Here is a 12,629-nt window from a genome sequence, read left to right as displayed (position 1 = left end):
CGGATCGAGCCTAGTCGTCGAGCAGCGCGCGCACCGGGCCAAATGAGCGCCGATGAATCGGCGTCGGCCCCAGGCGGCGCAAGGCGTCCAGGTGCACCGCCGTAGGATACCCCTTGTGCCCGGCGATGCCGTAGCCGGGGTATTGCGCATCCAGCAGTTGCATCTCGCGATCACGGCTGACCTTGGCCAGGATCGAGGCTGCAGCAATCGCTGGCACCTGACTGTCGCCCTTGATCACCGCAGCGCTAGGCACCTGCAGTTTCGGGCAACGGTTGCCGTCGATCAGCGCCAGCTTGGGTGTCACGCTCAAGCCTTCGACCGCACGCTGCATGGCCAGCATGGTGGCGTGGAGAATATTCAGGCGGTCAATCTCTTCAACCTCGGCGCGAGCAATGCACCAGGCCAGGGCTTTCTCGCGGATTTCATCGAAGAGTTTGTCGCGACGGGCTTCGCTGAGTTTTTTCGAATCGTTCAAACCCAGAATCGGCCGCGCCGGATCGAGAATCACCGCAGCCGTCACCACCGCACCACAGAGCGGGCCGCGACCGACTTCATCGACGCCGGCGACCAGTTCCTGCACCAGGGTGAAATCCAACCCCAACTGCATCAGCCGCGACCTGCCAGCTGCAATACCGCCGTGGCGGCTTGCACCGAAGCATCGCGACGCAGCGCACGGTGAATCACATCGAAGCCTTCAGTCTGCACTTCACCGCCATCCAGCAATGGCGCCAGTAATTGGGCCAACGCTTCTGGCGTAGCCGCATCCTGAATCATTTCCGGCACCAGCAAACGCTCGGCCAGCAGGTTCGGCAGGGAAATATAGGCACTGGTGACCAGACGTTTGAGGATGCGGTAGGTGAGCGGCGCAACCTTGTACGCCACCACCATGGGCCGCTTGTACAACAGGGCTTCCAGGGTCGCCGTACCGGAGGCGATCAATACGGCATCGCATGCTGCCAATGCCTCATGGGAACGCCCGTCGAGCAGGGTCAACGGCAGATCGCGGCCCACCAGCAACTGTTCAAGCTGGGTGCGGCGCTCCGGGCTGGAGCACGGCAAGACAAACTGGATACCCGGGCGCAAGGTACGCAACCGCACCGCCGCATCGAGAAACAGACTCCCCAGCCGCGCCACTTCGCCACCGCGACTGCCCGGCAACAGGGCCACCACCGGTTGATCATTCGATAAGTTCAGCGCATCACGGGCCGCAGCGCGATCCGCCTGCTGCGGAATGGCATCGGCCAGCGGGTGGCCGACAAAGCGCACCGGCACTTGGTGATCCTGATAGAACTGTGCCTCGAAGGGGAACAGGGTCAGCATCAGGTCGCAGGCCTCGCGAATCTTCAGCACGCGCTTTTGCCGCCAGGCCCACACGGACGGGCTGACGTAATGCACGGTCTTGATGCCTGCCTGACGCAGCTTAAGCTCCAGGGTCAGGTTGAAATCCGGCGCATCGATGCCGATAAACACATCCGGTTTTTCGGTAATCAGGGTGTTGATCAACCGTTTACGCCGCGACAGCAGCTCAGGCAAACGGCCGAGTACTTCGACCAGCCCCATGACCGACAGGCGCTCCATCGGAAAGTAGGAGGTCAGCCCCTGGGCCTGCATCAGCGGGCCACCGACACCGATAAATTCGATCTGCGGGTATTGGGCTTTGAGGGCCTGCATCAGGCCCGCACCGAGAATATCGCCGGACGCCTCGCCAGCGACCAGCGCGACACGCATCAGGTCTGTCATAAATTAACGGGTAATGCCGCGGCTGGAAGCCTGGATGGAGTCACGGAAGATCGCGACTTCGGGAAATTCTGCGGACGACTCGGCCAACTCGGCCATCGCCTGCTCAACCGTAAGCCCCTGCCGATAGACAATCTTGTAAGCACGGCGCAAGGCGGCAATCGCCTCAGCGCTGAAACCACGACGGCGCATGCCTTCGAAGTTCATGCTGCGTGCTTCGGCCGGATTACCGAATACGGTGACAAAGGCCGGTACATCCTTGCCAATCGCCGTGCCCATGCCGGAAAAGCTGTGCGCGCCAATACGGCAGAACTGATGCACCAGGGTGTAACCGGACAGAATCGCCCAGTCATCCACCCACACGTGCCCAGCCAGCGCAGTGTTGTTGACCAGAATGCAGTGGTTACCGATCACGCTGTCATGGCCAACGTGGGCGTAGGCCATGATCAGATTGTGATTACCAATGGTGGTTTCACTGCGATCCTGCACAGTACCGCGATGAATGGTAACGCCTTCACGAATCACGTTGTGATCGCCAATGACCAAGCGAGTCGCCTCGCCCTGGTACTTGAGATCGGGGGTGTCTTCGCCCACGGAAGAGAACTGATAGATACGGTTGTGTTTACCGATCCTGGTCGGCCCCTTGAGGATCACATGGGGGCCGATCACTGTACCCTCGCCAATTTCCACATCGGCCCCGATTATCGACCAAGGGCCAACGACAACGTCGTCGGCCAGCTTGGCGCTGGGGTCAATAATGGCGCGAGGGTCAATCAAACTCATAGCTTGCGTTCCGCACAGATGATTTCTGCCGAGCAGACTTCTTTGCCGTCGACACTGGCCTTGCACTCGAACTTCCAGATGCTGCGCTTGTTACCCAGGTATTTGGCTTCGAGGATCAACTGATCGCCCGGCACCACCGGCTGACGAAAGCGTAGCTTGTCGGAGCCGACAAAGTAATACAGGGTGCCGTCCGCCGGCTTCAGGTCCATCATCTTGAAACCAAGAATACCGGCGGCCTGGGCCATGGCCTCGATGATCAGCACGCCCGGCATGATCGGGTGTTCCGGGAAGTGGCCGTTGAAGAATGGCTCATTGATGCTGACATTCTTGTAGGCACGAATACTCTTGCCCTCAAGGTCCAGCTCTGCCACCCGATCCACCAGCAGGAACGGATAGCGGTGCGGCAAGTATTCGCGAATCTGGTTAATGTCCATCATGTGAAGAGAAGCCTGTAAGAGAAAAAAGAGAAGCCGGCAAAACCGGCTCAGGCATCAGATGAAGTGTCGGCGGCCGAGGTCACGGTGGCCAGCTGCTTTTCCAACTGTTGCAGGCGACGCGCCATGTCATCCAATTGACGAATGCGTGCCGCACTCTTGCGCCATTCAGCAGCCGGCTGCATGGCGGTACCTGACGAATAGGAGCCCGGCTCAGTAATCGAACGAGTCACCATGGTCATACCGGTGACGAACACGTTGTCGCACACCTCAATGTGCCCCACCATGCCAACGCCGCCTGCAATCATGCAGTTCTTGCCGATCTTGGTGCTGCCGGAAATCCCCGCGCAACCGGCCATGGCGGTGTTATCGCCGATCTGCACGTTGTGCGCGATCATGATCTGGTTATCCAGCTTCACCCCGTTGCCGATCAGCGTGTCCGACAACGCACCACGGTCGACTGTGGTATTGGCGCCGATTTCGACGTCATCACCGATAGTCACCCCGCCGATCTGGGCGATCTTCTGCCAAACGCCCTTCTCATTGGCAAAACCGAAGCCTTCGCCGCCGATCACTGCGCCGGATTGAATCACCACACGCTTACCAATGCGCACATCGTGATACAGGGTCACTCGCGGTGCGAGCCAGCCGCCCTCGCCAATGACCGAGCGCGCACCGACCACGCACTGCGCACCAACGGTTACGCCAGCAGCGATCTGCGCACCACTCTCGATCACCGCATAGGCACCGATACTGGCACTGGCATCAACCTGCGCGTCGCCCGCTACTACTGCAGTCGGATGCACACCTGCCAAAGCACGCGGCTTGCGATCAAACAAGTGAGAGAGTTCGGCATACGCCAGGTAGGGATTAGCGACAATCAGAGCGTTACCGGCATAGCCTTCAGCATCCGCAGCTGTCAGCAGGATTGCACCTGCTTGGCTGCTGGAGAGGTACTTGCGGTACTGGGGATTGGCCAGAAAACTCAACTGCTCAGCACTGGCTTCCTGCAAGGTCGCCAGGCCGCTGACAGTCTGCTCTGCGGAGCCACGCAGGGTGGCTCCCAAGCGCTCGGCCAGTTGACCGAGGGTATAAACCATTGCACTCATGATCAGCGCAGCTGATTCATGCGCTCGATAACCTGGCGAGTGATGTCGAACTGAGGTTTGACATCAATCACTGCACCGCGCTCCAGAACCAGGTCAAAGTTACCGGTCTTGATCACTTCTTCCACAGCTTTGTCCAGGTTCGGCTTGAGCTTCTTCAGCATCTCGCGGTCAGCCACGAGCCTTGGACTCGTTCAGCTCTTTGGACTGGAATTGGAAGTCACGGGCTTTCTGCTTGAATTCAAGTTCCAGACGCTCACGCTCGGCGGTCTGCATCTTCTCACCATCTTTGACCAGGCGATCCTGAATACGCTTGGCATCGCTTTCCAGAGTTTTCAGCTTGTTCAGTTGCGGGCCAAATTTCTTCTCGGCATCGACGGCATAACGCTTGGCTGCATCAGACTCAAGCAGCGCCATCTGATAGTTCAATACCGCCACTTTCATTTCGGCAAATGCCGGAGTGGCCAGCATGGTGACGCTTAGCAAAACCAGTTGAGTCAACTTACGCACGGTGCAACTCCTGCAAAACTGTTGGTATTCAATAATCTGACGCTTAGAACGTCTGACCGAGAGAGAACTGGAAAATCTGCGTATCAGCATCATCCGGCTTGAGGATTGGCATGGCCAGACTGAAACTCAACGGCCCCAACGCGGTGATCCAGGTCAGACCAACACCCACGGAACTGGCCAGCTGTCCCGGATCGATATTGTTGCAGTCGCTCTGAGTCTTGCCGCAGTTGGTGTCGAAGACATTACCCACATCCCAAAACAGCGCAGTACGCAGCGAGCGCTGATCTTTAACGAAGGGCATGGGGAACAACAGTTCTACACCACCTTGAACCAGTACGTTGCCGCCAAACGGCAGCGGGTCTTGATCCGGATCTTCGGCTGTACCTGGGTTGGTCCCCTTACTTGGGGTACTACGGGGTCCTAAACTGCTGTCTTTGAAACCACGTACGGAGTTGAAGCCACCTGCGTAATAGTGTTCATAGAACGGCAGATCGGAAGTAGAACCGTAGCTTTCACCAAAGCCCAACTGGCTGTGCAGGCGCAGTGTATAAGTGTCATTCAAGGGTTTGAAAATCTGGCCGCGGTAATCAATCTTGAAGAACGACAGATCGCTACCTGGCACAGTGGTCTCAAACACCAGACTTTGTGAGTGACCGCGGTTAGCCAAAACACCACGGTTAAGAGTTGATTCCGACCAGCCAATCGAGGCTTTGAGGTTGAGATAGCTATCCCCCTCTGCCTCGATAAAGTCAAAGATCTCATCGACGGTATAAATACCTGTATTGATGCTGTCATTCTGAATGGTCAGGCCGTAGGTCAGGCGCGAGGTATCACTGATCGGGTAACCAATACTGACGCCTGCACCGTAACTGTCTACCGCATAACTGGACACATCGGTATTCAGCTCTTCATAGTCGGTTTCACGGAAGAACGCGTTATAGCCCAAGCTGACACCGTCCGGCGTCCAGTAGGGATCAACGAAACCGAAGTTGTAGTTGCTCTGGTACTCGCTGCGGGTCAAACCAACGCTGACCTTATTACCGCTACCGAGGAAGTTGTTCTGGGTAATCGAACCGCCCAGAATCAGACCGGCGTTCTGGGCAAAACCAACGCTGGCAGTAATCGAACCAGAGGCCTGCTCTTCGACGCTGTAGTTAACGTCCACCTGATCGTCGGTACCTGGCACCTGCGGGGTTTCAACGTTGACTTCCTTGAAGTAACCGAGACGTTCCAGGCGGGTTTTGGACTGATCGATCAGGTAAGTCGAGGCCCAACCACCTTCCATCTGGCGCATTTCGCGGCGTAACACTTCGTCTTCCGACTTGGTGTTACCACGGAAGTTGATGCGGTTAACGTAAGCACGCTTGCCTGGGTCGACCACAAAGGTAATCGACACGGTGCCATCGTCATGAGCCTCCGGCACGCCGTTGACGTTGGCGAAGGTATAACCCTCGTTACCCAGACGACGGGTAACCAGCTCGGAAGTGGTGGTCATCACCTTACGCGAGAACACCTGGCCTTCCTGAACCAACAGCAGTGCGCGGACTTCTTCTTCCGGCACTTTCAGCTCACCGCTGAGTTTGACCTCACGTACGGTGTACTTCTCACCCTCGTCGACGTTGACGGTGACATATACGTGTTTCTTGTCCGGGGTAATGGATACCTGGGTCGAGCTGATATCCATATTGATGTAGCCGCGGTCCAGGTAGTAGGAACGCAGACGTTCCAAGTCACCAGACAGCTTTTCGCGAGCATACTTGTCGTCGTTCTTGAAGAAGGACAGCCAGTTGGTGGTCTTCAGCTCGAACAGGGCGATCAGGTCCTCGTCGGAAAAGACGGTATTACCCACTACGTTAATGTGTTGAATCGCAGCAACCGAGCCTTCGTTGATGTTGATCTTCAAGGCCACGCGGTTACGCGGTTGAGGGATTACTTCGGCTTCGATTTCCGCAGAGTAACGGCCTTGGGCAACGTACTGACGCTGCAATTCGTTGCGCACACCTTCCAGGGTAGCGCGCTGGAAAATCTCGCCTTCGGCCAGACCCGACTGGTTCAGGCCTTTGAGCAGGTCTTCGCTGCTGATGGCCTTGTTGCCTTCGATCTCGATGCTGGAAATCGATGGACGCTCAACGACGGTAATAACCAGCACATCGCCATCACGGCCAAGCTGGATATCCTGAAAGAAACCGGTTTTGAACAGCTCGCGGGTCGCCTCGACCAGCGCGCGGTCATCGGCTTGTGCGCCCACATTGAGCGGCAGGGCACCAAATACGCTACCAGCGGAAACCCGCTGCAAGCCGGTAACCCGAATATCGGAGATGGTGAAGGACTCGGCGTGAACTTCGGTGATCATCAGTGCGGCAAGCACCGCAGGTAGCAGCAGACGTTTCATGAAGTCCTTTCTTATTCCAACTGACAATAAAAAATCTGCCGCTTAGCGCGACACTTCTTGTACATACCGAGAGCATAATTCAGCAGCGGTTACAGGCGACTCAGGTCGTTTACCAGGGCCAGCAACATGACCCCAATCACCAAGCTGATGCCGATCTGCATCCCCCAACCCTGTACCCGTTCCGACAGTGGGCGACCACGCACCCACTCGACCAGATAAAAAAGCAGATGCCCCCCATCCAGCACGGGGATGGGCAGCAGATTAAGAACCCCCAGGCTAATGCTCAGGTAGGCGAGGAATTTCAGGAAATCACTCAAGCCCGACTCAGCGGAAGCGCCCGCCACTTTAGCAATGGTTATCGGCCCGCTCAAGTTTTTTACCGAGAGCTCACCAAACAGCATTTTCTTCAGTGAATTAAGGGTCAGAACGCTCATTGCCCAGGTATTTTTGGCCCCTTCGACCACCGCTTCCAGCGGACCAAAGCGGACTTCACGAAGCATCGAAGGCGGCCATTCACCACCCGCTACGCCTGCCCCCATATAACCGGTGAGTGCCTGCCCCTCGCCTCGCGCAGCCAGGGTTAGCGGCACATCCAGCTGCTGCCCTTGCCGCTCAATTTGCAGTGTGATTTTTTTGCCCGGCAAACCACGCACCTGATCGACCAGTTGCTGCCAATCAGCCAGCGCCTGACCGTTCAGCGTCAGAAGGCGGTCACCCTCTTTCAGTCCGGCAGCAAATGCCGGCCCCTTTGGATCAAGTTGCGCCAGCACCGGCTCCAGCGCCGGACGCCATGGCCGAATCCCCAAGGAGGCAATCGGATCGGGCTCATCAGCGCCACGCAACCAGTTGTCCAACTCGATCCGCCGCAGGCTGTCGACAGAAGAGCCTGGCTCGCGCACAGCCACATCCAGCTGCCCCGTCTCACCCAGCCGCGTGACCAATTGCAGGTTGACCGCAGCCCAGCCGGTGGTCGGCTTACCGTTTATCGCAACAATTTCCTGCCCAGCCTGCAGACCCGCCGCTTGCGCCAGGCTGCCAACCTCAACCGCGCCAATGACCGGACGCACCTGCTGACTACCGAGCATCGCCAGCACCCAGAAGAACAGCAGCGCAAGAAGGAAGTTCGCCACCGGCCCCGCCGCCACGATAGCGATGCGCTGCTTTACCGATTTGCGATTGAAGGATTGGTCAAGCAATTCGGGCGGAACATCGCCCTCACGCTCATCAAGCATTTTCACGTAGCCGCCCAGCGGGATGGCCGCCACAACAAATTCCGTGCCCTGGCGGTCATGCCAGCGCAACAGTGGACTGCCAAAGCCGACGGAAAAACGCAGCACCTTGACCCCGCAACGGCGAGCCACCCAAAAATGACCGAACTCATGAATGGTTACCAGCACCCCAAGCGCCACCAAGGTACCGACCAGCATATACAAGGCACTCATCAAACTTCTCCGCGTCAGCGATCAGCGCTGACTCAGCCATTGTTCGGCCAGGAAACGAGCACGGCCATCAGCCGCCAATACTGTTTCCAGACTCTCAACCGCCAGAGCGGGCTCAGTGTGCAGAACATCTTCGATGATACGCGCGATCTCGGGAAAACGGATGCGCCCAGCCAGGAAAGCCGCGACAGCCACTTCATTGGCTGCATTGAGCATGGCCGGCGCAGTGCCACCGGCCTGAGCAGCCTCGCGCGCCAGGCGCAGACAGGGGAAGCGCTGCTCATCTGGCGCCTGAAAGTCCAGGCGGGCGATGGCGAACAGATCCAGCGGCGCCACCCCGGAGTCAATACGCTCCGGCCAGGCCAGGGCATGACTGATCGGCGTGCGCATGTCCGGATTGCCCAGCTGAGCCAATACCGAACCATCGACATAATCGACCAGCGAGTGGATCACGCTCTGCGGATGCACCACCACTTCAACCTGAGCGGGTGCAGCATCGAACAGCCAACAAGCCTCGATCAGCTCCAGCCCTTTATTCATCATGCTGGCCGAATCCACCGAGATCTTGCGCCCCATCGACCAATTGGGGTGCGCGCACGCCTGCTCGGGCGTAACAGCATGCAACTGCTCCAGCGGCATCTCGCGGAACGGTCCGCCGGAAGCGGTCAACAGAATACGCCGCACACCAACTTGTTGCAGACCACGAGCGTAGTCACCCGGCAGACACTGAAAAATCGCATTGTGCTCACTGTCGATCGGCAACAGCACAGCGCCGCTTTTACGCACTGCCTGCATAAATAGCGCGCCCGACATCACCAGGGCTTCTTTGTTGGCCAGCAGCACCTTCTTGCCAGCCTCAACTGCCGCCAGGGTCGGCGGTAAGCCGGCAGCACCGACAATCGCCGCCATCACCGCATCCACGTCGGGATGCGCCGCTACTTCACATAATCCCTCAGGACCATGCAGCACCTGGGTGACCAAGCAGGCCGCACGCAAACATTCCTGAAGCTGGCGAGCTTGTAGAGCCTGCGGCACCACGGCAAAGCGCGGGCGATAAATCATGCACAGGGCTTCCAGCTCAGCCAGGCGACTGAAACCAGAGAGCGCGAACACCTGATAGCGTTCAGGGTGACGAGCAATCACATCAAGGGTACTGAGGCCAATCGAGCCCGTAGCCCCCAGCACCGTAATCTGTTGCAGCTGGCTCACAACGCGCCCCAACCCGCCAGCCAGAGCAACGCGGCAAATACAGGGATAGCAGCCGTCAGACTATCGATACGATCCAACACGCCGCCATGCCCTGGCAGCAGGTTGCTGCTGTCCTTGATGCCCGACTGGCGCTTGAACATGCTTTCGGTCAGATCACCAACCACCGATATCAGTACCACCACCGCGGTACCGAGCAATGCCAGCAACGCGCCGAAAATCGACCAGTTACGATAAATGGCCACACCCATACAAATCAGCAGCGTCGCCAGCAGACCGCCGAACACGCCTTCCCAACTCTTACCGGGACTGACCTGCGGCGCCAGCTTGCGCTTGCCGAAACGGCGACCGGCAAAATAGGCACCGATATCAGCGCCCCAGACCAACACCATCACCGCCAGGATCAGCCAGTTGGCTTCAGGCCATTGCTTGAACAGCACCAGACCCTGCCAGGCTGGCAACAGAATCAACAGACCGATCAGCAGCCGAACCGGCGCTGCCACCCAATACCGGCTACTGCCGGGGTAGCCCAGCACCAGTAACGTGGCAATTACCCACCAAACCACCCCGACCAACAACAACCAGGGCGCCAGCTGCGGCAGCAGGTACAAGCCCAACAGCAACGCTGCAACCAGCACGGCATAAGCCACACGCTGCACCTGCGCGGCAAAACCAGCCAGACGCGCCCACTCCCAAGCACCCAGACTGACCACCGCGCCGATAAACAGCGCAAACCAACCACCTTCCAGCAGAAAGAAGCCAGACAGCGCAAACGGCAGCAGGACCAGAGCCGTGATAATTCGTTGTTTGAGCATCAGTTACGCGCCTCAGCTGCAACCTGCTCGCTGGTTTTCCCAAAGCGACGCTGGCGGCTAGCAAAATCGGCCAAGGCTTTGCGCATGGCGTCGTGTTTGAAATCCGGCCAGTACAGGTCGGAGAAATACAGCTCGGTGTACGCCAGCTGCCAGAGCAGGAAATTGCTGATGCGATGTTCACCGCCGGTACGGATGCACAGATCCGGCAACGGCAGATCGCCGGTCACCAGACAGCTTTGCAGCAGCTCCGGGGTGATATCTTCGGCGCGCAGATGACCGCCTTGCACTTCACGCGCCAGCCGCTGCGCCGCCTGAGCGATATCCCACTGACCACCGTAGTTGGCCGCCACCTGCAGGACAAAGCGCTTATCGCCGGCAGTTTGCGCCTCGGCATCGCGCATCGCCGCCTGCAACTCGGGGTGAAAACGTGAACGATCACCGATGATGCGCAAGCTGATGTCATTGGCATCAAGCTTTTTCGCCTCGCGCCGCAGCGCACTGAGGAACAGCTCCATCAGTGCGCTGACCTCCTCGGCCGGGCGTTGCCAGTTTTCACTGGAGAAAGCAAACAGGGTCAACACCTCGACCCCGGCTTCAGCACACACCTCGATCACCGCACGCACGGCATCCACGCCAGCCTTATGACCGGCAACGCCAGGCAGCAGACGCTTCTTCGCCCAGCGGTTATTGCCGTCCATGATGATTGCCACATGCCGTGGCACGGCAATCCGATTACCGTCGTTGGTTTTGTCCATGGCGATAATCTGACCGTTAAACGGCCATCAAATCCGCTTCTTTCTGCTTCACCGCCACTTCGATTTCAGCCACGAACTTGTCGGTCAGCTTCTGGATGTCGTCAGCCGCACGACGCTCTTCGTCTTCGCTGATTTCCTTCTCTTTGACCAGGTCTTTCAACTGGCTCAAGGCATCGCGACGGATATTGCGCACTGCAACACGGCCATCTTCGGCGGCATCGCGGGCCTGCTTGGTGAAGCCCTTACGGGTTTCTTCGGTCAGTGCCGGCATGGTCACCAGCAACAGCTCGCCCAGGTTGGTCGGGTTAAAACCCAGGCCTGAGCTCTGGATGGCCTTGTCCACTGCGGACAGCATATTGCGCTCGAACGCCACCACCTGCAGGGTGCGCGAGTCCTTGACGGTCACGTTAGCCACCTGGTTGATCGGGGTATCAGCACCGTAGTACGGCACCATCACACCCGCCAGGATGCTCGGATGAGCCTGACCGGTACGGATGCGGCTGAAGGCGTGAATCAGCGATTCCAGGCTCTTCTGCATACGCACTTGGGCGTCTTTCTTGATCTCATTGATCATGCTTATCTTCCTCGATCAGAGTGCCTTCAGCGCCACCTACTACAACGTTCAGCAGGGCACCGGGCTTGTTCATGTTGAAAACGCGCAGCGGCATATTATGGTCGCGGCACAGGCAGATCGCCGTCAGATCCATCACACCCAGTTTGCGGTCGAGCACCTCGTCATAGGTCAGGCGATCGAACTTCTCGGCATGCGGATCCTTGAATGGGTCGGCAGTGTACACGCCATCGACCTTGGTCGCCTTGAGCACCACATCGGCATCGATTTCGATAGCGCGCAGGCAGGCGGCCGAGTCGGTGGTAAAGAACGGATTACCAGTGCCAGCAGCGAAAATCACCACCTCACCGGTTTTCAGATGGCGCATGGCCTTGCGGCGGTCGTAATGATCAGTCACCCCGACCATGGAAATGGCCGACATGACGATGGCCGGAATGTTCGAACGCTCCAGGGCGTCGCGCATGGCCAGGGCATTCATTACTGTGGCCAGCATGCCCATGTGGTCGCCGGTTACCCGGTCCATGCCCGCAGCACTCAAGGCCGCACCACGGAACAGGTTGCCACCACCGATAACCAGACCGACTTGCACGCCGATACCGACCAGCTGGCCGACTTCCAGCGCCATGCGGTCAAGCACCTTGGGATCGATGCCGAAATCTTCCGACCCCATCAGGGCCTCGCCGCTAAGTTTGAGCAGAATGCGCTTGTAGCGCGGTTGACGACCACTCATCTGCTGAGCCATTGCGAGTCTCTCCTGCGGCGTTTGAATTCTGTACGGGCTTGAGCCCGAATTATCGAGCGCTTGGACCGCGCTCCGGACAATTGGTGCGCTTCAATGATAGAAGCGAACAACAACTCCCCGTCCTTATTTGACAAAGAGG

The 12,629-nt window shown here is 58.2% G+C and carries 12 protein-coding genes and 1 pseudogene; all 13 read right to left on the bottom strand.

The genetic code is table 11. The features are described 5' to 3' along the window. Positions 1-10: 10 nt before the first annotated feature. Positions 11-607 carry a ribonuclease HII gene (rnhB, locus tag IOD17_RS05690; RefSeq protein WP_233684101.1) on the bottom strand — a complete coding sequence of 199 codons (597 nt, stop codon included), beginning with the start codon at positions 605-607 and terminating at the stop codon, positions 11-13. After that, entirely contained in the window at positions 607-1,740 is a 1,134-nt protein-coding gene (gene lpxB, locus IOD17_RS05685; RefSeq protein WP_233684100.1) for a lipid-A-disaccharide synthase, read from the bottom strand. The genes rnhB and lpxB overlap by 1 nt, the downstream gene beginning before the upstream one ends. 3 nt (positions 1,741-1,743) lie before the next feature. Further along, positions 1,744-2,520 carry an acyl-ACP--UDP-N-acetylglucosamine O-acyltransferase gene (gene lpxA, locus IOD17_RS05680; RefSeq protein ID WP_233684099.1) on the bottom strand — a complete coding sequence of 259 codons (777 nt, stop codon included), beginning with the start codon at positions 2,518-2,520 and terminating at the stop codon, positions 1,744-1,746. Continuing rightward, positions 2,517-2,957: a 3-hydroxyacyl-ACP dehydratase FabZ gene (gene fabZ / locus IOD17_RS05675; protein WP_233684098.1), complete on the bottom strand. Its 441-nt coding sequence runs from the start codon at positions 2,955-2,957 to the stop codon at positions 2,517-2,519. Before fabZ ends, lpxA begins: the two co-directional genes overlap by 4 nt. Positions 2,958-3,004: 47 nt before the next feature. After that, on the bottom strand, positions 3,005-4,066 hold the full coding sequence (gene lpxD / locus IOD17_RS05670) for a UDP-3-O-(3-hydroxymyristoyl)glucosamine N-acyltransferase (RefSeq protein WP_233684529.1): 1,062 nt from the start codon (positions 4,064-4,066) through the stop codon (positions 3,005-3,007). Beyond that, positions 4,066-4,570 (bottom strand): annotated as a pseudogene (locus tag IOD17_RS05665) (OmpH family outer membrane protein). The gene lpxD and the pseudogene IOD17_RS05665 overlap by 1 nt, the downstream one beginning before the upstream one ends. 43 nt (positions 4,571-4,613) lie before the next feature. Next, positions 4,614-6,962 (bottom strand): outer membrane protein assembly factor BamA, encoded by a 2,349-nt coding sequence (bamA, locus tag IOD17_RS05660; protein ID WP_233684097.1) that lies wholly within the window; start codon positions 6,960-6,962, stop codon positions 4,614-4,616. A gap of 89 nt (positions 6,963-7,051) precedes the next feature. Further along, positions 7,052-8,404, bottom strand: coding sequence for a sigma E protease regulator RseP (gene rseP, locus IOD17_RS05655; protein ID WP_233684096.1), 1,353 nt, complete (start codon positions 8,402-8,404; stop codon positions 7,052-7,054). A 21-nt stretch (positions 8,405-8,425) separates the two neighbouring features. Further along, positions 8,426-9,610, bottom strand: coding sequence for a 1-deoxy-D-xylulose-5-phosphate reductoisomerase (gene ispC / locus IOD17_RS05650; RefSeq protein WP_233684095.1), 1,185 nt, complete (start codon positions 9,608-9,610; stop codon positions 8,426-8,428). Then, the gene (locus tag IOD17_RS05645) at positions 9,607-10,422 is read right to left on the bottom strand and encodes a phosphatidate cytidylyltransferase (RefSeq protein ID WP_233684094.1); all 816 of its coding nucleotides are present in this window, start codon (positions 10,420-10,422) and stop codon (positions 9,607-9,609) included. The genes ispC and IOD17_RS05645 overlap by 4 nt, the downstream gene beginning before the upstream one ends. Continuing rightward, a complete protein-coding gene (gene uppS / locus IOD17_RS05640) occupies positions 10,422-11,177 on the bottom strand; it encodes a polyprenyl diphosphate synthase (RefSeq protein ID WP_233684093.1) in 756 nt (251 codons plus the stop codon). The genes IOD17_RS05645 and uppS overlap by 1 nt, the downstream gene beginning before the upstream one ends. Before the next feature lie 16 nt (positions 11,178-11,193). Continuing rightward, on the bottom strand, positions 11,194-11,751 hold the full coding sequence (gene frr / locus IOD17_RS05635) for a ribosome recycling factor (RefSeq protein ID WP_233684092.1): 558 nt from the start codon (positions 11,749-11,751) through the stop codon (positions 11,194-11,196). After that, the gene (gene pyrH, locus IOD17_RS05630) at positions 11,741-12,490 is read right to left on the bottom strand and encodes a UMP kinase (RefSeq protein ID WP_160015693.1); all 750 of its coding nucleotides are present in this window, start codon (positions 12,488-12,490) and stop codon (positions 11,741-11,743) included. Before pyrH ends, frr begins: the two co-directional genes overlap by 11 nt. Between the last annotated feature and the right edge of the window lie 139 nt (positions 12,491-12,629).

The organism is Pseudomonas anguilliseptica (genome assembly GCF_021375795.1).
Lineage (GTDB): Bacteria > Pseudomonadota > Gammaproteobacteria > Pseudomonadales > Pseudomonadaceae > Aquipseudomonas > Aquipseudomonas anguilliseptica_A.
This window is presented reverse-complemented; position numbering and strand designations above follow the sequence as displayed.

Bases quoted from the DNA above. Each gene is read 5' to 3' on its own strand.
- pyrH (WP_160015693.1), bottom strand. From the start codon at position 12,490: ATGGCTCAGCAGATGAGTGGTCGTCAACCGCGCTACAAGCGCATTCTG.
- lpxB (WP_233684100.1), bottom strand. From the start codon at position 1,740: ATGACAGACCTGATGCGTGTCGCGCTGGTCGCTGGCGAGGCGTCCGGC.
- fabZ (WP_233684098.1), bottom strand. From the start codon at position 2,957: ATGATGGACATTAACCAGATTCGCGAATACTTGCCGCACCGCTATCCG.
- IOD17_RS05645 (WP_233684094.1), bottom strand. From the start codon at position 10,422: ATGCTCAAACAACGAATTATCACGGCTCTGGTCCTGCTGCCGTTTGCG.
- rseP (WP_233684096.1), bottom strand. From the start codon at position 8,404: ATGAGTGCCTTGTATATGCTGGTCGGTACCTTGGTGGCGCTTGGGGTG.
- frr (WP_233684092.1), bottom strand. From the start codon at position 11,751: ATGATCAATGAGATCAAGAAAGACGCCCAAGTGCGTATGCAGAAGAGC.
- uppS (WP_233684093.1), bottom strand. From the start codon at position 11,177: ATGGACAAAACCAACGACGGTAATCGGATTGCCGTGCCACGGCATGTG.
- bamA (WP_233684097.1), bottom strand. From the start codon at position 6,962: ATGAAACGTCTGCTGCTACCTGCGGTGCTTGCCGCACTGATGATCACC.
- rnhB (WP_233684101.1), bottom strand. From the start codon at position 607: ATGCAGTTGGGGTTGGATTTCACCCTGGTGCAGGAACTGGTCGCCGGC.
- lpxA (WP_233684099.1), bottom strand. From the start codon at position 2,520: ATGAGTTTGATTGACCCTCGCGCCATTATTGACCCCAGCGCCAAGCTG.